2 protein-coding genes are annotated in these 20549 nt (G+C 65.1%); both read left to right on the forward strand.

Annotation, left to right across the window (positions count from 1 at the left end; translation table 11 throughout):
* Positions 1–709: 709 nt before the first annotated feature.
* Complete coding sequence (locus AC4LGL_RS04050) at positions 710–925, forward strand: MbtH family protein (RefSeq protein WP_004571464.1); 216 nt, start codon at positions 710–712, stop codon at positions 923–925.
* Positions 926–971: 46 nt separating this feature from the next.
* Positions 972–20549 (forward strand): non-ribosomal peptide synthetase, encoded by a 19578-nt coding sequence (locus AC4LGL_RS04055; protein ID WP_491837736.1) that lies wholly within the window; start codon positions 972–974, stop codon positions 20547–20549.

Consider the following 20549-nt stretch of genomic DNA (forward strand, 5'->3'; position numbering starts at 1 on the left):
CCGAGCGTTAGCCGAGGAGGGCTTTTCCGATCCTGCGTCGGGCGGCTGGGGACGAGCGTGTTGTCCCTGCCCGGAAGGCGTGTGGCGGACTTGACCCGACGGCACTTCGATACCGCTTGAAACTGTGCGGTCGCTGGACATTTAGCCGCGGTAACGACGTAATGCCCATCTCCTCGTGGTGTCGCTGTCTGCGGTTCGAGACCCCCTGGAGCTGGATGGCCGCACCTCTCGGGCCGGCTGGTTCCCGCGGAGCGCAGCGCCCGTCGCTGTTTGCGCGCTCCGGCGGGCACAGCGGAGCGGGTTGTCCCGGCCTTCGGCGGACGGCCAGGAGCAGGATTTTCGCCGTAATCACGGTCCTTGGGTAGCCGAACTCGGTGGCTCATGAGCCGACGAGGCTCAAACCGCAGGCCAGTGCGCATGAGGTCGGCGGGTGTCGAGTCTGGACAGATCCTGAAAATTATTTGCCGAGTCTTGGAACTCGGGACAAGTTAGTAGTTGAATAGCAGCGAAGCAGCAACGCGAAATTCTCTGATTTCTAATTTCTGTACTCTCGTCAAGATAAGTGGATATGCTGGCGCCCTGCAACGAGAACGTCATAGCTGGAGTGGGCCACAGGAAACAGGCATCGTGAAGCAATCGGCGAGGCTGGGTGCCTGCGCCGGGTTGTCGATCGATTCTCACTGGTCTGCTCGACGATGGGGAGGACCAAGTGAGCATCAATCCGTTCGATGACGACAATGGCAGCTTTCGCGTCTTGGTCAACGACGAGGAACAACACAGTCTGTGGCCGACATTCGCTGACGTCCCTGCCGGCTGGAAGGTCGTTTACGGCGAGGCGGATCGAGCCTCCTGTTTGGACTACATCGAACAGCACTGGCCTGACATACGCCCCAAGAGTCTGCGCGACAGGTTGGCGGGGCTCTGACAGATAGCCGGCGCGGGGGGCCGAAAACTTGCGGTGGGAGAGTCCGATGCAGCTTGATGAACAATCGCTGCCGGTAACACGCGCACAGCTCGATATTTGGCTTGCGCACGACGTGGCTGGATCAGGCACGGAGTGGTTACTCGGTCTATTCGTGAAAATCGCGGGCGCGCTCGACCGCGACGCCCTTGAATGGGCGATCAACCGAGTGGTGCGAGAGGCTGAGCCGCTCCGGGCCCGCTTCTTCGAGGTGGACGGGCAGGTTTACCAGAAGGCAGTCGATCACCCCAACGTGGAGCTGGCCTTCTATGATCTGCGCAGCGCGTCTGACCCCGTAGCAGAAGCCCGTGACATGGCGGCCGCGATTCAGCGCGAGCCAATGGCTTTCACCGAACCGCTGTTCAGATTTGCGCTGTTTCAGACACGAGACGATGAGCACTTCCTGATCGCCTGCTGTCACCACATCGTGCTCGACGGGACCGGGATTGCGCTTGTCGGATCTCGGCTTGCGTCGGTGTACTCCGCAGTTTTCTCCGGGGCTCCCATACCTCCGCCGATCTTCGGGTCGCTCGCGGACCTGATCGACAACGAGTCCAAGTACGAGTCCTCCGGAGAGTATCTCGAAGACCAGGCCTATTGGACTGGGCATCTTCCGCCGGAATCCGGGCCCAACTCCTGGCAGACCGATTCCGTCGATCGCGATGAGCAGCATTCGCATTCCACCTCAGTGCAATTCGACTCTGAGCTGCTGCGGCAGGTCGACATACTGGCTCGGTCGAAGAACGTTGCCCGTTCATCGGTCATCACGGCGGCGTGCGCGTTGCTCGTGCGTGGGTGGAGTGCCGAGGGGTCGGACGTTGTGCTCGACTTCCCGGTCAGCCGGCGGGTAAGCCCGGAGTCGCGGACGCTGCCTGGCATGGTGGCCGGCGTCGTGCTGCTCAGGGTGAAGTCATCACCGGCAATGTCGATCTCTCAATTCATCGATGATGTCGACGGCCACATACAGGAAGCGCTGCAGCATCAGCGCTTCCCGGTACACGCACTCGAGCGCAAGCTCAACCCACGGTCGGCGGGCCAGATGGCGAATCGGGTGAGTGTCAACTTCCTTCCGTCTACGTTCACGTTGGACTTCGGCGGTGCGGAGGCTTCGGCATCGTTGACCAACGTCGGTGTTGTCGGTGGCTTCGGTCTCGTCTTCTCCAGTGCCGGAGAAGAATTGACCCTCAGCACGATGGGCACGGGTCAACCGTTCTCCAGTTTCGACGTCACGGATCTGGCAGAGCGTCTGCAGCGGATTCTGGCTGCGTTCGTCTCGGATCCGGCTCGGTGGTTGTCTTCGGTGGATGTTCTCGATGCTGCTGATTGCGCACGGTTGGATGAGGTTGGTCATCGGTCGGTGTTGATGCGGCCGGTGGTGGAGTCTTCGGTTCCGGAGTTGTTCGAGGTTCAGGTTGTTCGTGCTCCCGATGCGGTGGCGGTCAGTTTCGATGGTCGTTCGTTGTCGTACAGAGATTTGGATGAGGCATCGAATCGACTGGCGCGCTTGTTGGTTGGCCTTGGAGCGGGTCCGGGTGGGTGTGTCGGTCTGTTGATGGGCCGGTCTACGGATGCGGTTGTGGCGATCTTGGGTGTGTTGAAGTCGGGGGCGGCGTATCTGCCGATTGATCCTGTGGTACCGGATGCCCGGGTGCAGTTCATGGTCTCTGATGCGGCGCCGGTGGCGGTGCTGACGACGGCCGAGTTGGCTGGGCGGCTTGATGGTTGTGGTGTGTCGGTGGTCGACATCGAGGATTCCCGGATTGATTCTCAGTCCAGTGCCGGGTTGCCGATTCCGGCTCCTGATGACATCGCGCACATCATCTATACATCGGGGACCACGGGGACGCCGAAAGGCGTTGCGGTTACGCATCAGAACGTGACGCGGTTGTTCGACGGCATGGATGTGGGTATCGAGTTGGGGCCGCAGCAGGTGTGGTCGCAGTGCTCGTCGTTGGCGTTCGATTACTCGGTGTGGGAGATCTGGGGCGCCCTGCTGCACGGTGGACGTTTGGTGGTGGTGCCTGAGCAGACCACCCGCTCGTCTCAAGACCTGCATACCCTCCTGGTTGACGAGCACGTCACGGTTCTGAGCCAAACGCCCTCGGCGGTAGGGATGCTGGCTGCCGAGGGCCTTGAATCGGCGGCGTTGATGGTCGCCGCTGAACCGTGCCCGGCCGATGTGGTGGACCGCTGGGCGCCGGGGCGGGTGATGATCAACGGCTACGGACCGACCGAGACGACGGTGTACGCCACGATCAGCGCACAACTCCAGGCAGGGTCGGGTGTGGTGCCGATTGGTCTGCCCGTACCAGGCGCGGCGCTGTTCGTCCTGGACCGCTGGTTGCGCCCGGTGCCGCCCGGTGTGGTGGGCGAACTCTATGTGGCCGGCCGCGGCGTCAGCGTCGGCTATGTCCGGCGCGCGGGCCTGAGTGCATCGCGGTTCGTCGCCTGTCCGTTCGGAACGCCCGGTGCCCGGATGTATCGCACCGGAGATCTGGTGTCGTGGGGTCCGGATGGGCAGCTGCGTTACGCCGGGCGTGCCGATGAGCAGGTCAAGATTCGTGGCTACCGTATCGAACTCGGCGAAATCCAAACGGTGCTGGCCGATCTCGATGACGTGCAGCAAGCGGTGGTGATCGCCCGCGAGGACCATCCCGGCGACAAGCGCCTGGTCGGCTACATCACCGGCACCGCGGATCCGGTCCAGGTGCGTGCGGCGCTGGCGGAGCGGTTGCCTGCCTACATGGTGCCCGCCGCAGTGGTCGTCCTCGACGCACTGCCGCTGACGGTCAACGGCAAGCTCGACAAACGGGCACTGCCGGCACCTGAGTATGTAGATACCGATCATTACCGGGCCCCGACCACCGCTACCGAGGAGATCCTGGCCGGCATCTACGCCGAGGTCCTCGGATTGGAACGTGTCGGCGTCGACGACTCCTTCTTCGACCTCGGCGGCGACAGTATTCTCGCGATGCGGGTCGTCGCCGCGGTCAACACCAATTTGGATGCCGGACTGGCAGTACGCACATTGTTCGATGCCCCCACGGTGGCTGAGTTGGCGCCACACGTCGGTGAAGATTCGGATCGGCGTGCGCCCTTGGTGGCGGGCGAGCGTCCTGCTCTGATTCCGTTGTCCTTTGCGCAGAACCGGATGTGGTTCCTCAATCGGTTCGAGGACGGCGCGGCGACGTACAACATGCCGATCGCGTTCCGGATCAACGGTGCCTTGGATCTCGATGCGCTCGACGCGGCTCTCGATGACGTGATCACCCGGCACGAGTCGTTGCGCACGGTGTTCCCCGACATCGACGGTGTCCCCTCACAAAAGGTTCTGCCTGCCGAGCCGGGGCTGTGGCGGCGCGGAGGCCCGGCACTGATGCCGGTGACGGAAGACCATCTGGTCGGCGAGCTGATCTCGCTGGCGGGCTACACGTTCGACCTGGCCAGTGAGATTCCGATCCGGGCCCAGATCTATGCCGTTGGACCCGAACAGTTCGTGCTCGGAATCGTCCTGCACCACATCGCCTTCGACGGATGGTCGATGGCGCCCATGGCCCGGGATGTCGGTGAGGCGTATCGATCACGGACCCTCGGCCAGGTGCCTGATTGGTCATCGCTGCCGGTGCAGTATGCCGATTACACGCTGTGGCAGCAGGATTGGCTGGGATCCGAATCCGAGCCCGACAGTGTGCTCGCCAACCAGCTGGCCTATTGGCGGCGGGAACTCGCCGATCTTCCCGAGGTCGTGTCGCTTCCCGCGGATCGGCCGCGCCCACCGGTGCCCAGCTACCGCGGCGACGCGGTCGATCTGCGTATCGATCCCGAGTCCTGGGCTGGGATCAAGGCGGTGGCAGCGGCGCACAACGCAACTGTGTCGATGGTGTTGCAGGCCGCGATGGCAGTGGCGCTGCACCGGGCCGGCGTGGGTGAGGACATCGCTCTGGGGACCCCGATCGCCGGCCGGATGGACCAGGCTCTTGATGAGCTGGTCGGGTTCTTCGTCAACAGCTGGGTTCTCCGGGTGGGTGTTGATCCTGCGTTGCGGTTCAGCGAGGTGCTGGAACGCGTGCGACAGAAGGCGCTGGACGCCTACGCCAATCAGGATGTGCCGTTTGAGCTTTTGGTGGAGCGGCTCAACCCGACCCGGTCTACATCGCACCACCCGTTGTTCCAGGTGGCCTTGGCCTTCCAGAACAATGTGCGCCCCGAGATCCAGCTCGACGACCTCGACGTCGAGCCGGTGGCAGCTGACATCCGCACCGCCCGGTTCGACCTCGAATTCGATCTACGCGAACTGTCCAGCGGCGACGCGAGTGCGCTGTTCGACCTGCACGCGGTCCCGGCGGAAGGCCGTGGTGCCCTGATGGCGGCCGGCACGGTCGCCTATGCCACCGATCTGTACGACCGATCCAGTGTCGAGCGGTTGGTGGGTTGGTTCGGCCGCGTCGTCGAGACTGTGGTGGCTGACTCGTCGGTGGTCGTGGGTGAGGTGGGCCTGCTGGACCTCGACGAGCAGAACGTGTTGCTGCACAAGTGGTCCGGCGCCGAGATAAGTGGGCCGACGGGGTTGGCCCCGGAGTTGCTGGCCGCGGCGGTGGCCGCCGATCCGGATGGCGTTGCGGTGGTGGATGGGACGCGCGAGCTGTCCTACCGAGAGCTTGACGAGGTCTCCAACCGATTGGCGCGAGCGTTGATCGAAGCCGGGGTGGGGCCTGAGCGCGCCGTCGGTGTGGCGATAGGACGCTGCGCGGAGTTGGTGATCGCCTGGTGGGCGGTGCTGAAGGCCGGCGGCGTGTATGTGCCTGTCGATCCGGGACACCCGGCCGAGCGGGTATCCACGGTGCTCGATACCGCCGAGGCGGTTTGCGTGCTCACCTGCGGAATCGGTGCGGTCGAGGGGACCGGCAGCCGACTCGTGGTTCCGCTCGATCTGGTTGATCTGTCAGAACACAGTGCCGATCCTGTGACGGATTCGGATCGACTGGCGCCCTTGAGCGTTGACGATGCGGCATACGTGATCTTCACGTCGGGTTCCACCGGAACTCCGAAGGGCGTGGCGATCAGCCATGCCGGGGTGTTGGGCGTAGCCGCCGCGCACCACGGTCTACTGGGTGTGACACCACGCGCGCGGGTGCTGATGGTGGCTGCACCGACGTTCGATGCCTCGGTCTTCGAATGGTTATGGGCAGTGTCCTCAGGGGCGGCACTGGTGGTGGCTCCGCCGGATTCTTACGCCGGCGACGCGTTGGCCGAGGTTTTGGCGGGTCAGCGCGTTGATGCGGCATTGATAACGCCAACGGTGCTGGCGACACTCGACCCGACTCAGATCGATGGCTTGGACACGCTGGTCACGGGCGGTGAGGCGTGCCCCGCCGAGTTGGTGACCGCGTGGGCACCGGGACGGCGGATGTTCAATGCCTACGGTCCGACAGAGGTGACCATCTGGGCCACCTGGAGTGCGCTGTCGGCCGGACAGCCCGTGCACATCGGTGCGCCGGTTCCGGGCACCTCTGCGTTCGTGCTCGATTCGCGGTTGAATCCCACTCCCGTCGGAGTGGTGGGCGAGCTGTACCTCGCAGGCCCCGCGGTGGCCCGCGGTTACGTGGGACGAGCCGATCTGACCGCGGATCGCTTCGTGGCCAATCCCTTTGGTGCCGCGGGGACTCGCCTGTACCGCACCGGCGACCTGGTGCGCTGGACCGAGGCAGGGAGCCTGGAATACCTGGGACGCGCGGACGCGCAGATCAAGCTCCGTGGGCAGCGCCTGGAACTCGGCGAGATCGAGAACACCCTGCTGGCCTGCCCGCAGGTCACCCGCGCGGCTGCAGCTGTGCATCGCGGCAGCACCGGTGTCGATCATCTGGTCGGCTACATCGCCCTGGAGCAGACCAGCACCGCCGACTACGACGCTGACGTCGTCGACCAGTGGCAAGGCATCTACGACGAGCTCTATGACGCCGATCTCGACGCGGTCGAATTCGGCAACGATTTCCGGGGCTGGAACAGCAGCTACACCGACGATCCGATTCCCCTTCACGAGATGGAGGAATGGCGCTCGGCCACCGTGGATCGGATTCTGGCACTGCGGCCGCAGCGGGTGCTAGAGCTCGGCGTCGGATCTGGTCTGCTGCTGTCCCAGCTTGCGCCGAAGTGCGTGGAGTACTGGGGTACAGACTTTTCCGCGCCCACCATCCAGAAACTTCAGACGGCGGTGGCCGGCCGACCCTGGGGCGATCGGGTCCACCTACTGACCCGGCCTGCGCACATCACCGAGGCGTTGCCGCAGAACCAGTTCGACATGGTGGTGATCAACTCGGTGGTCCAGTACTTCCCGAGCGCGGGGTACCTGGCCGAGGTCATCGACAAGGCAGTGGAACTGCTGGCGCCGGGCGGCACGCTGTTCATCGGTGACGTGCGTAATCACAGCCTGCAGGGCGCATTCCAGACCGGGATCGCCCTGGCGCGCAGCCGCAACGGCACCGATACCGACGAGATCCGCCAACGAGTTCAGCGCGCGATGCTGGGAGAGCACGAGTTGCTGCTCGCCCCAGAGTTTTTCACCACCTGGGCAGCCGACCATCCGTCCGTGGGCGGTATCGGTATCCAGGTCAAGCGTGGCGAGGCCGACAACGAGCTGAGCCGGTACCGCTACGACGTCATCGTCCACAAGTCGCCCACCCAGGTGTGCTCGCTGGCCGGCGCCCCGAACTGGACCTGGACGGACTGTGCGGGTCTGAGCGGCCTGCTGGACGAGTTGACGGCTCAGCACCCGTCCACCGTGCGGGTCAGCTCCATTCCCCGCGCCGGCGTGATCGCCGATGTGGTGACCGAACAAGCTCTGGGCGCTGGGCTCCCACTCGCCGAGGCGCTGGCACACGCCGATTCCGTCGCCGAGGACGTCGTCACCCCGGAAATGGTGTACCGCCTCGGCGCGGCCGCCGGGTACCACGTCGCAGTCACCTGGGGAACTCAACCCGGCACCCTGGATGCCGTCTTCATCGCCGCCTCCGATGGTGAGTCGCTGCCGGCGCTCACCGAGCTCTACCAGCCCGCAGCGGACGCCCGTCAGCGCGGCGGCTACGCCAATGACCCGCATACCAACTCGAAGGTCACTGCGGTCCGCCAGTGGTTGTTCGAGCGGTTGCCCGAGTACATGGTGCCGAGTCAGATCGTGGTGCTCGACGAGTTCCCGTTGACTTCCTCGGGCAAGATCGATCGCAAGGCCCTGCCTGAACCCACCTTTGTCGCCACATCCTTCCGAGCTCCGCAGACCGATACGGAGAAGATCGTCGCCGAGGTGTTCACCGAGGTTCTGGGACTGGGAAGGGCGGGTCTCGACGACGACTTCTTCGTTCTCGGTGGCGATTCCCTGATCGCCATCCGGGTCAGTGCGCGTTTGCAGTCCGCTCTCGGCCGGGATGTGCCGGTTCGCTACTTGTTCGAGGCACCCACAGTCGGTGGACTCGCCGACTATCTCGATCGGCATCAGGACGGCGTGGCTAGGCCGCCGCTGGCTGCCCGGCATCGTCCGGCGGCCGTTCCGTTGTCGTATGCCCAGCAACGATTGTGGTTCTTGGAGCAACTACAGGGACCGTCACCGATCTACAACATGGCGGTCGCGTTACGGCTCAGTGGGCACCTGGATGAAGATGCCCTTGGTGCCGCACTTGCCGATGTCGTCGGCCGCCAGGAAAGCCTCCGCACCGTGTTCACCTCGGTCGACGGGGTACCTCAGCAGGTGGTACTCAGCGCCGAGCAGGCTGATCTGGGGTGGCAGATCGTTGACGCCGACGGATGGCCCACAGCCCGGCTCGACGAGGCAATCGGTGCGACAGCACGCCACAGTTTCGACCTCACCAGTGAGATCCCGATCAAGGCAACGCTTTTCCGCGTCAGCGAGAACGAGCACGTGCTGGCGGCGGTCGTGCACCACATCGCCGCCGACGGTTGGTCGGTGACCCCGCTGGTGGTGGATCTGGCGACTGCCTACGCCAGCCGGTGCGGTGGGCAGGCCCCCGATTGGGAGCCCCTGCCGGTGCAGTATTCCGATTTCACGTTGTGGCAGCAGGAGTGGCTGGGCTCGGTATCTGACGCCGACAGCGTGATCGCCGGGCAGCTGAGCTACTGGGAGAACGAGCTGGCCGGCCTGGCTGATCGGTTGGAGCTGCCAACTGACCGGCCGTATCCGCCGGTGGCCGACTACCAGGGTTCCAGCGTGGCGGTGCAGTGGCCTGCCGAACTACAGCAACAGATCGCCCGGGTCGCCCGCGAGCACGGCGCGACGAGTTTCATGGTCGTCCAGGCGGCGCTGGCGGCACTGATGGCTCAGCTGAGCGCCAGTTCCGATGTGGCGGTGGGCATCGCGTCTGCCGGCCGCGGCGAGCCCGCGCTGGACGAGTTGGTGGGCTTCTTCGTCAACACGCTGGTGTTGCGCGTGAACCTGGCCGGAGACCCCACGGTTGCCGACCTGTTGGGTCAGGTGCGGCGGCGCAGCTTGGCGGCGTTCGAGCATCAGGACGTGCCGTTCGAGGTGCTGGTGGATCGGCTCAATCCGGCTCGCAGCCTGACCCATCATCCGCTCGTGCAGGTCATGCTGACCTGGCAGAACCTGCCGTGGCAGCACAGCGATCCTGCCGCGGCATTGGTGCTTGGCGACGTTGGTGTCACGCAGCTGGACGCCGAAACGCAAACGGCCCGGATGGATCTGGTGTTTTCGCTGCGCGAGCGCTTCAACGATGCCGGCGCACCGGCCGGGATCGACGGATCGGTGGAGTTCCGCACCGATGTGTTCGACGCGGCAACGATCGAGACCTTGATCCAGCGTATGCAGCGGATGCTGGCCGTGATGACTGCGGACCCGGCCCAGCGGCTGTCGGCTGTCGACCTGCTCGACGCGGCTGATTGCGCGCGGTTGGATGCGGTTGGTCATCGGGCGGTGCTGACGCGGCCGGTGGTGGAGTCTTCGATTCCGGCGGTTTTCGCAGGCCAGGTTGCTCGTGCTCCGGAGGCGGTGGCGGTCAGTTTTGCTGGTCGTGCACTGTCGTATCGGGAATTGGATGAGGCGTCGAATCAATTGGCGCACATGTTGGCCGAATATGGCGCCGGGCCCGGTGAGTGTGTTGCGCTGATGCTAGAGCGCTCAGCGCAGGCTGTGGTGGCGATCTTGGCGGTGCTCAAGTCCGGTGCGGCGTATCTGCCGGTTGATCCGGCACACCCCGATGCTCGCGTCGAGTTCATGGTGGCTGATGTGCAGTCGGTGGCGGTGGTCACCATGGCTGGGCTTGCCGAGCGGCTGCACGGATCCGGTGTGCCGGTGATCGACATCGAGGATCCTCGGATCGATTCTCAGCCGCGTTCTGCGCTGCCGCTGCCGTCGCCGGATGATATCGCGCACATCATCTATACGTCGGGGACGACGGGGACGCCGAAAGGTGTTGCGGTTACTCATCAGAACGTGACCCGACTTTTCGACGGCATGGATGTAGGTATCGAGCTGGGCCCGCAGCAGGTGTGGTCTGCGTGTTCGTCGCTGGCGTTCGATTACTCGGTGTGGGAGATCTGGGGGGCCCTGCTGCACGGTGGGCGTCTGGTGGTGGTGCCCGAGTCGGTGACGCGCTCGCCTGGGGAGCTACAGGCGTTGGTTGTTGCTGAGCAGGTGACGGTGCTCAGTCAGACACCTTCTGCGGTAGGGGTTTTGGATCCGGCAGCGCTGGATTCGGTGTCGGCGTTGATGCTGGCCGCTGAGGCCTGCCCGCCGGATGTGGTGGATCGGTGGGCGCCGGGTCGGGTGCTGATCAACGGGTATGGCCCCACCGAGACGACTGTGTACGCCACGATCAGCGCTCCGCTTCAGGCTGGGTCGGGTGTGGTGCCGATCGGTGTGCCGGTGCCCGGTGCCGGTTTGTTCGTCCTGGACCGGTCGCTGCATCCGGTTCCCCCCGGTGTGGTGGGCGAGTTGTATGTTGCCGGCCGGGGTGTGGGTGTCGGTTATGTGCGGCGTGCGGGGCTGACCGCCTCGAGGTTCGTTGCGTGCCCGTTCGGCGCTCCTGGTGCCCGGATGTATCGGACCGGTGACCTGGTCTCCTGGGGCCCGGATGGGCAGTTGCGCTATGCCGGACGTGCCGATGAGCAGGTCAAGATTCGTGGTTACCGCATCGAACTCGGCGAAATCCAAAGTGCGCTGGCTGATGTGGAGGGTGTACAGCAAGCCGTAGTGGTCGTCCGTGAGGACCAGCCGGGGGACAAGCGCCTGGTCGGCTACCTCACCGGCACCGCGGACCCGGCCGAAGCACGTGCGGCCCTGTCCGAGCGGCTGCCGGCCTACATGGTGCCCGCTGCCGTCGTGGCCCTCGACGGGTTACCGCTGACGGTCAACGGCAAGCTCGACAAGCGTGCTCTGCCCGCACCCGAATACACCGACACCGGCCGATACCGGGCGCCGGGGAATCCCACCGAGGAAATCCTGGCCGGCATCTACGCTCAGGTCCTCGGCTTGGAACGCGTTGGGGTCGACGACTCCTTTTTCGACCTGGGCGGGGACTCACTGACGGCGATGCGACTGATCGCCGCCGTCAATGCCGGCCTCGACGCCGACGTCAGTGTCCGTACCCTGTTCGACGCACCCACCATCGCTGCGCTGGCTCCGCACATCAAGGCGGGCTCGGGTGGGCGTCAGCGGTTGGTCGCGCAGCAGCGGCCGGATGTCATTCCGCTGTCCTACGCACAACAGCGGCTGTGGTTCCTGGAGCAACTGCAGGGGCCGTCGTCGATCTACAACATGGCGGTTGCTTTGCGGCTCGACGGCAACCTGGACGCCGACGCGCTGGGACAGGCGTTGGCCGACGTGGTGGGGCGGCACGAGAGCCTGCGCACGATGTTCGGCGCCGTCGACGGGATTCCGCAGCAGTTGGTGGTGCCTGCCTCGCAAGCGGAACTGGGCTGGCAGGTTGTCGACGCCACCGGGTGGTCGGCGGATCGGTTGGAGGAAGCAGCCGGCGCGGTTGGGCGGCGCCCATTTGACCTCACACAGGAAATCCCGTTGCGGGCAACCCTCTTCCGCATCGCTGAGGACCAACATGTCCTGGTGGCGGTGGTTCACCACATCGCTGCCGATGGTTGGTCGATCACGCCGTTCGTGGCGGATCTGGGCTCGGCCTACGGGAGCCGCTGCGCCGGCCGTGCCCCGGAGTGGGCCCCGCTGTCGGTGCAATACGCCGATTACGCGTTGTGGCAACATGACTGGCTGGGGTCGACGTCTGATCCGGACAGTGTGATTGCCACACAACTGGCATATTGGGAACAAGAGCTGGCCGATCTGCCTGAGCGCCTCGAGTTGCCGACTGACCGGCCGTATCCGCCGGTGGCCGATTACCAAGGGTCGAGTGTGGCGATCGACTGGCCTGCCGAGTTGCAGCGGCAGGTGGAGCGGGTGGCCCGGGAGCACGGCGCGACGAGTTTCATGGTGGTCCAGGCGGCGCTGGCCGCGCTCCTCGCACAGTTGAGCGCCAGTTCCGATGTGGCGGTGGGAATCGCGACCGCCGGCCGTAGCGATCCGGGTCTTGATGAACTGGTGGGTTTCTTCGTCAACACCCTCGTTCTGCGGTTGGATCTGGGCGGTGATCCGACGGTGTCTGATCTGCTGGGGCAGGTACGGCAGCGCGGCTTGGCGGCGCTCGAGCATCAGGATGTGCCGTTCGAGGCGCTGGTGGAGCGCCTCAATCCGGCTCGCAGCCTGACCCACCACCCACTCGTGCAGGTGATGGTCTCGTGGCAGAACTTCGCCCCGGAGCAGGCGTCCAGTTTGGATCTGGGTGACGTCCAGGCCAGCCCGCTGGATGCGGATACCCGAACGGCCCGGATGGATCTGGTGTTCTCGCTGGCTGAACGGTTCAGCGACAGCGGCGCGCCGGCCGGTATCGGCGGCGTGGTCGAGTTCCGCACCGACGTGTTCGACGCGTCCAGTGTTCGCCTACTGCTGGAGCGGCTACAACGCGTGTTGACGGCGATCACAGCTGACACAGCTCAGCGGTTGTCGTCGGTGGATGTTCTTGATGCCGCCGATTGTGCGCGGCTCGATGAGGTTGGTCATCGGGCGGTGCTGACGCAACCGGTGGCGGAGTCTTCGATTCCGGCGGTTTTCGCAGCTCGGGTGCAGAGTGCTCCCGATGCCGTGGCGGTGCGTTTCGAAGATCGTTCGTTGTCTTACCGGAAATTGGATGAGGCGTCGAATCGGTTGGCGCACTTGTTGGCCGAATATGGCGCCGGGCCCGGTGAGTGCGTCGCGCTGATGCTCGAGCGCTCGATGCAGGCTGTGGTGGCGATCTTGGCGGTGCTCAAGTCCGGCGCGGCGTATCTGCCGGTTGATCCGGCACACCCCGATGCTCGCGTCGAGTTCATGCTGGCCGATGCGCAGCCTGTCGCAGCGGTCACCATGGCTGGGCTTGCCGAGCGGCTGCACGGATCCGGTGTCTCGGTGATCACCATCGACGACCCGCGTATCGATGCGCAACCCTCGAGCGCACTGCCGGCTCCGGCTCCTGATGATGTGGCACACATCATCTATACGTCGGGGACGACGGGGACGCCGAAAGGTGTTGCGGTTACTCATCAGAACGTGACCCGACTTTTCGACGGCATGGATGTAGGTATCGAGCTGGGCCCGCAGCAGGTGTGGTCTGCGTGTTCGTCGCTGGCGTTCGATTACTCGGTGTGGGAGATCTGGGGCGCTCTGCTGCACGGTGGAAGTCTGGTCGTTGTTCCCGAGCAGACCACACGTTCGCCGCAGGATCTGGAGGCGTTGGTTCTCGCTGAGGGCGTGACGGTGTTGAGCCAGACACCGTCTGCGGTCGGAATGCTCTCGCCCGAGAAGCTGAAGTCGGTCCCCGCGCTGATGGTGGCTGCCGAGGCGTGCCCGGCTGACGTCGTGGATCGGTGGGCGCCGGGTCGGGTGCTGATCAACGGGTATGGTCCCACCGAGACGACGGTATATGCCACGATCAGCGCTCCGCTTCAGGCTGGGTCGGGTGTGGTGCCGGTCGGTGTGCCGGTGCCCGGTGCCGGTTTGTTCGTCCTGGACCGGTCGCTACGTCCGGTTCCCCCCGGTGTGGTGGGCGAGTTGTATGTCGCGGGCCGGGGTGTGGGTGTCGGTTATGTGCGGCGTGCGGGGCTGACCGCCTCGAGGTTCGTTGCGTGCCCGTTCGGCGCTCCTGGTGCCCGGATGTATCGGACCGGTGACCTGGTCTCCTGGGGCCCGGATGGGCAGTTGCGCTATGCCGGACGTGCCGATGAGCAGGTCAAGATTCGTGGTTACCGCATCGAACTCGGCGAAATTCAAACGGCGCTGGCCGATCTCGATGACGTGCAGCAAGCCGTGGTGATTACCCGTGAGGACCGTCCCGGTGACAAGCGCCTCGTCGGCTACCTCACCGGCGCAGCCGATCCCGCCGCGGTCCGCGCACAGCTCTCGGAGCGGTTGCCTGCCTACATGGTGCCCGCTGCCGTCGTGGTCCTGGATGCGTTGCCGTTGACGGTCAACGGCAAGCTCGACAAGCGTGCTCTGCCCGCACCCGAATACTCGGACACCGATCACTACCGGGCGCCGACCACCGCTACCGAAGAAATTCTGGCGGGAATCTACGCCCAGGTCCTCGGCTTGGAACGCGTCGGCGTCGACGACTCCTTCTTCGATCTGGGCGGGGACTCACTGTCGGCCATGCGATTACTGGCCGCGGTGAACAGTCACCTCGACGTCGACCTCGCAGTGCGCACCTTGTTCGACGCACCGACGATCGCGCAGTTGGCGTCGCGGCTTGGTTCGGCCTCGAGCGGACGTCGGCCACTGATCCCGCAGCAGCGACCGGCAGTTATCCCGTTGTCGTATGCGCAACAGCGGCTGTGGTTCCTCAATCGATTCGAGGACGGCGTCGCGACGTACAACATGCCGATCGCGTTCCGGATCAACGGTGCCGTGGATCTCGATGCGCTCGACGCGGCTCTCGATGACGTGATCACCCGGCACGAATCGCTGCGCACGGTGTTCCCCGACATCGACGGTGTTCCCTCACAGAGGGTCCTGCCGGCGCAGCCTGGGTTGTGGCGCCGCGGGGGCCCGGCACTCGTGCAGGTTGCAGCGGATCAAGAAGACGCTGTCATGGGAGAGTTGGTCGCGCTGGCGGGGTACCGGTTCGATCTGGCGACCGAGATCCCGATCCGGGCCCAGATCTACGCCGTGGGGCCCGAGCAGTACGTCCTCGGAATCGTCCTGCACCACATCGCCTTCGACGGATGGTCGATGGCGCCGATGGTCAAGGATGTCGGGATCGCCTACGCAGCCCGCTGCACCGGGCGGGTGCCCGACTGGTCACCGCTGCCGGTGCAGTATGCCGACTACACGTTGTGGCAGCGGGACAATCTGGGTGACCTGGCCGATCCAGGCAGCCGGATCGCAGAGCAGTTGTCCTATTGGCGCAAAGAGCTGGCGGGACTGCCCGAGGTGGTATCGCTTCCCACCGATCGGCCGCGTCCGCCGGCACCCAGTTATCGCGGCGACGGGGTTGCGTTGCGTATCGGCCCCGAGGCTTGGGCGGGGATCAAAGCGGTTGCCGCAGAACACAATGTCACCACCTCGATGGTCTTGCAGGCCGTCATGTCTGTTGTGCTGCACCGGGCCGGCGTCGGTGAGGACATCGCGCTGGGGACTCCGATCGCCGGCCGCAACGATCAGGCCCTGCAGGAGTTGGTCGGGTTCTTCGTCAACACCTGGGTGCTACGGGTCGGGTTGAACTCGCAGCAGCGGTTCAGCGACGTACTCGACCAGGTGCGACAGAAGGCGCTGGACGGCTACACAAATCAGGACGTGCCCTTCGAGTTGCTGGTGGAGCAACTCAACCCGACACGGTCCACCTCGCATCATCCGCTGTTCCAGGTCGCGCTCGTCTTCCAGAACAACGTGCGCCCCGAGGTGGCCTTGGAAGGGGCCGGCATCGAGCCGATGTCGATGGTCACCCGCACAGCCAAGTTCGATCTCGATGTGGACATCAGGGAGGTGCCCGACGAGGTCTCGGGTGCTCCGATGGCCGCCGGTGTGCTCACCTACGCCACGGACTTGTTCGACCGGTCGACGATCGAGCGTCTGGTGGGCTGGTTCGACAAGGTGGTCGGAGCCGTCGTGGCCGACTCGTCGGTCGTGGTCGGTGAGGTTGGCTTGCTCGACGGTGCGGAACGTAACATGTTGCTGGACACGTGGTCTGGCGCCGGCATCGATGCGCAGGTGGGTCTGGCTCCCGAATTGTTGGCGACGGCGGTGGCTGCGGATCCCGAGGCCCTGGCAGTGGTGGATCACCCGCGGGAATTCACCTACCGGGAACTCGATGAGGTCTCCAACCAACTGGCCCGGGTGTTGATCGAAGCCGGGGTTGGTCCAGAGCGTGCGGTCGGTGTCGCGATGGGCCGGTCTGCCGAGTTGGTGATCGCCTGGTGGGCGGTGCTCAAGGCCGGCGGGGTGTACGTGCCCGTCGATCGGACCCACCCGGCCGAGCGAATCGCCACGGTACTGGACACCGTCGAAGCCGTGTGTGTACTGACTCGCGGTGATGACCCTGTGGCCGGAACCGGGTTGCGCCCGGTCATGGATGTCGAGGCACTGGATCTTTCGAGAAGCTCAGCCGAGCCGGTCACCGATGCTGATCGGTTGGCGCCTTTGACAACCGACGACGCTGCGTATGCGATCTTCACCTCGGGATCCACCGGAACGCCGAAGGGGGTGGCGATCAGTCATGCCGGTGTTCTGGGTGTGGCCGCGGCTCATCGTGAACTGTTCGGGGTGGGTGCGGGCGCTCGGATACTGATGGTCGCCGCACCGACGTTCGATGCGTCGGTCTTCGAATGGCTGTGGGCGGTGGCGTCGGGGGCCGCGCTGGTGGTGGCTCCGCCGGATTCCTACGCAGGTGACGCGCTGACGGCGGTGATCGAGGACCAGCACGTCGAAGCGGCATTGATCACCCCGACCGTGGTGGCAACGCTGGACCGCAGCCGTCTGTCCGGATTGAAGACGTTGGTCACGGGTGGTGAGGCGTGCCCGGCCGAGTTGGTGTCCGCATGGGCACCGGGACGGCGGATGTTCAATGCCTACGGTCCGACAGAGGTGACCATCTGGGCCACCTGGAGTGCGCTGTCGGCCGGACAGCCCGTGCGCATCGGCGCCCCGGTTCCCGGTACGAGTGCGTTGGTGTTGGATGCAAGGCTCAATCCGGCTCCGGTTGGTGTGGTGGGCGAGCTGTACCTGGCCGGACCGGTGCTGGCCCGTGGCTACGTGGGGCGGCCCGATCTGACTGCGGATCGCTTCGTGGCCAATCCCTTCGGTGCTCCGGGGACGCGGTTGTACCGCACCGGAGACCTGGTGCGCTGGACCCAATCTGGCAGCCTGGAATACCTGGGACGCGCAGACGCACAGGTCAAACTGCGCGGGCAGCGACTCGAACTGGGCGAGATCGAGAACACCCTGCTGGCCTGCCCGCAAGTCAATCGGGCTGCCGCCGCGGTCTATCACACCGATGCCGCGGACCACCTGGTCGCGTACGTCGCATTGGAACGTGCCAGCGATGCCGATCACGATGCGGAAGTCGTCGATCAGTGGCAACACGTCTACGACGAGCTCTACGACGCTGATCTCGACGTGGTGGAATTCGGAAGCGATTTCCGCGGCTGGAACAGCAGCTACAGCGGGGATCCGATTCCCCTGGATCAGATGGAGGAGTGGCGCTCTGCGGCAGTGAACCGGATTCTGGCACTGCGGCCGCAGCGGGTACTGGAGCTCGGCGTCGGTTCGGGCCTTGTACTTTCCCAGATTGCTCCCGAGTGCGGAGAGTACTGGGGCACAGACTTTTCCGCGCCGACCATCCGGACACTCGAGTCAACGGTGGCCGGACAACCGTGGGGGGACCGGGTCCGATTGCGGGTGCAGCCTGCGGACGTGGCAGATGGGCTGCCGGCCGGGTATTTCGACACGATCATCATCAACTCGGTCATCCAGTACTTCCCGAATTCGGCGTACCTCACCGAGGTGATGGACAACGCCATGGGCCTGTTGGCTCCGGGCGGAACGCTGTTCGTCGGCGACGTGCGCAACCACAGCCTGCAGGGCGCCTTCCAGACCGGTATCGCATTGGCGCGCAGCGGGTCCGATATCGACACCGACGATCTCCGCCAGCGAATTCAACGCGCAGTCCTCGGTGAGCCGGAGTTGCTGCTGGCGCCCGAGTTCTTCACGACCTGGGCAGCTGAGAACCCTGCGGTGGGCGGGATAGGCATCCAGGTCAAGCGCGGTGAAGCCGACAATGAGCTGACCCGGTACCGCTACGACGTCATCATCCACCGGTCAGTGGACGGGGTCCTTTCGCTCGAAGAGGCGCCCACCTGGGATTGGGCCGATTGCGCAGGGCTGAGCGGACTGCACGCCGAGTTGACCGCCCAGCGGCCGGCGACCGTGCGCATCTCCGCAATCCCGCGCGCAGGCGTGATCGCCGACGTGATCATCGAACAGGCACTGGCCGAGGGGCATTCGGTCGCCGATGCGTTGGCTGAGGCAGAGATCGCCGCCGACCCCGCGAACACCGTCACACCCGAACTGTTGTACCGGCTCGGTGAGTCCGCCGGGTACCGGGTCGCGGTCACGTGGGGCCCTCGACCCGGCACCGTGGACGCGCTGTTCGTTGCCGGCATCGAGGACGGGACGACTCCGGTACTGACCGATCTGTATCTGGCCCCGGCCCATTCGCATCAGCGCAGCGCCTACGCCAATGATCCTGATACCAACAGCAAGGTGAGCGAGGTGCGCCAGTGGTTGGCCGCCCGCTTGCCCGAATACATGGTGCCGAGCCAGATCGTGGTGCTCGACGAGTTCCCGCTGACGTCCTCTGGCAAGACCGACCGCAAGGCCCTTCCTGAGCCGGTGTTCACGGCGGCCACCTTCCGGTCACCCCAGACGCCGACGGAGAAGACGGTCGCCGATGTCTTCGCCGAGGTGCTCGGTCTAGATCAGGTCGGGCTCGACGACGATTTCTTCGCCCTGGGCGGGGACTCGCTGATCGCGATCCGCGTCAGCGCGCGCCTTCAGTCTGCCCTCGGCAAGGACGTACCGGTCCGATATCTGTTCGATGCACCGACCGTTGGACGGCTGGCGGCCTGCCTGGACCGCCAACAGGGCGACGCGGCACGCCCGCCGCTGCAGGTGATGCCGCGCCCGCAGACCATCCCGTTGTCCTATGCCCAGCAGCGGCTCTGGTTCTTCGACCAATTGAACGGCCCCTCACCGGTTTACAACCTTGCCGTGGGCTTGCGCCTGAGCGGAGACCTCGACCCCGTCGCCCTCGGCCAGGCGCTGGTCGATGTGGTGGGTCGGCACGAGAGCCTGCGCACACTGTTCACCCTCGCCGGTGAGGCGCCCCAGCAACTCGTGGTGCCGGCCGAAAAAGCCCACATGTGCTGGGAAGTGGTGGATGCAGCCGGCTGGGCAGCCGATCGTCTGGCCGAGGCGGCCGGCGCAGTTGCGCGTCATTCTTTTGACCTGTCGGCCGAATTGCCCTTGAGAGCAACACTGTTCCGCGTTGCGGAGGATGAGCATGTCCTGGTGGCGGTGGTGCACCACATTGCTGCCGACGGCTGGTCGGTCACCCCGCTGGTAGCGGATCTCGGCGCTGCTTACGCCAGGCGGAGCGAGGGCAAAGTGCCTGATTGGACCCCGTTGCCTGTGCAATACGCGGACTACACGCTCTGGCAGCGTTCGTATCTGGGTGATCTCGCTGACCACGACAGCCGGATTTCCGGGCAACTTGCGTATTGGGAGGAAGCACTGGCCGGGCTGCCGGAGTGGTTGGAGTTGCCGACCGATCGGCCGTACCCGCCGGTGGCCGACTACCGTGGCGCCAGCCTGGCGGTGGATTGGCCGGCCGATCTGCAGCAGCGCGTCGCTCGGCTGGCTCGTCAGCAGAACGCGACCAGCTTCATGGTGGTACAAGCCGGGCTGGCGCTGCTGCTGTCGAAGCTCGGCGCGACTTCAGATGTCGCGGTGGGTATCTCGATCGCCGGGCGCAATGATCCTGCGTTGGACGACCTGGTCGGATTCTTTGTCAACACCCTGGTGCTGCGGGTCGACTTCGCCGGAGACCCGACCATCGGTGAGCTTCTCGAGCAGGTACGACAACGCGGTCTGGCAGCCTTTGAGCACCAGGACGTGCCGTTCGAACTCGTGGTGGACCGGCTCAACCCGACCCGCAGTCTGACTCACCACCCGTTGGTGCAGGTCATGCTGTCCTGGCAGAACCTGGCCTGGCAGCACAGCGCGGACACGGCAGGCGGTTTGGCACTCGGTGGTGTCCGGGTGACACCGTTGCCCGCGCAGACCCACACCGCACGTACAGACCTGACCTTTGCGTTGGGAGAACGCTGGACTGAGACCGGCGAGCCGGCCGGGATTGGAGGGACTGTGGAATTTCGCACCGACGTTTATGACGAGGGCACCGTTGTGCGGTTGATCGATCGGTTGCGAAAAGTTCTGGTGGCGATGACGGCCGAGGTGGAGGCCTCATCGTGA

Source organism: Mycolicibacterium arcueilense (genome assembly GCF_058536225.1).

Coding starts and splice junctions, on each gene's coding strand:
- AC4LGL_RS04055 (WP_491837736.1), top strand. CDS start 972: ATGCAGCTTGATGAACAATCGCTGCCGGTAACACGCGCACAGCTCGAT.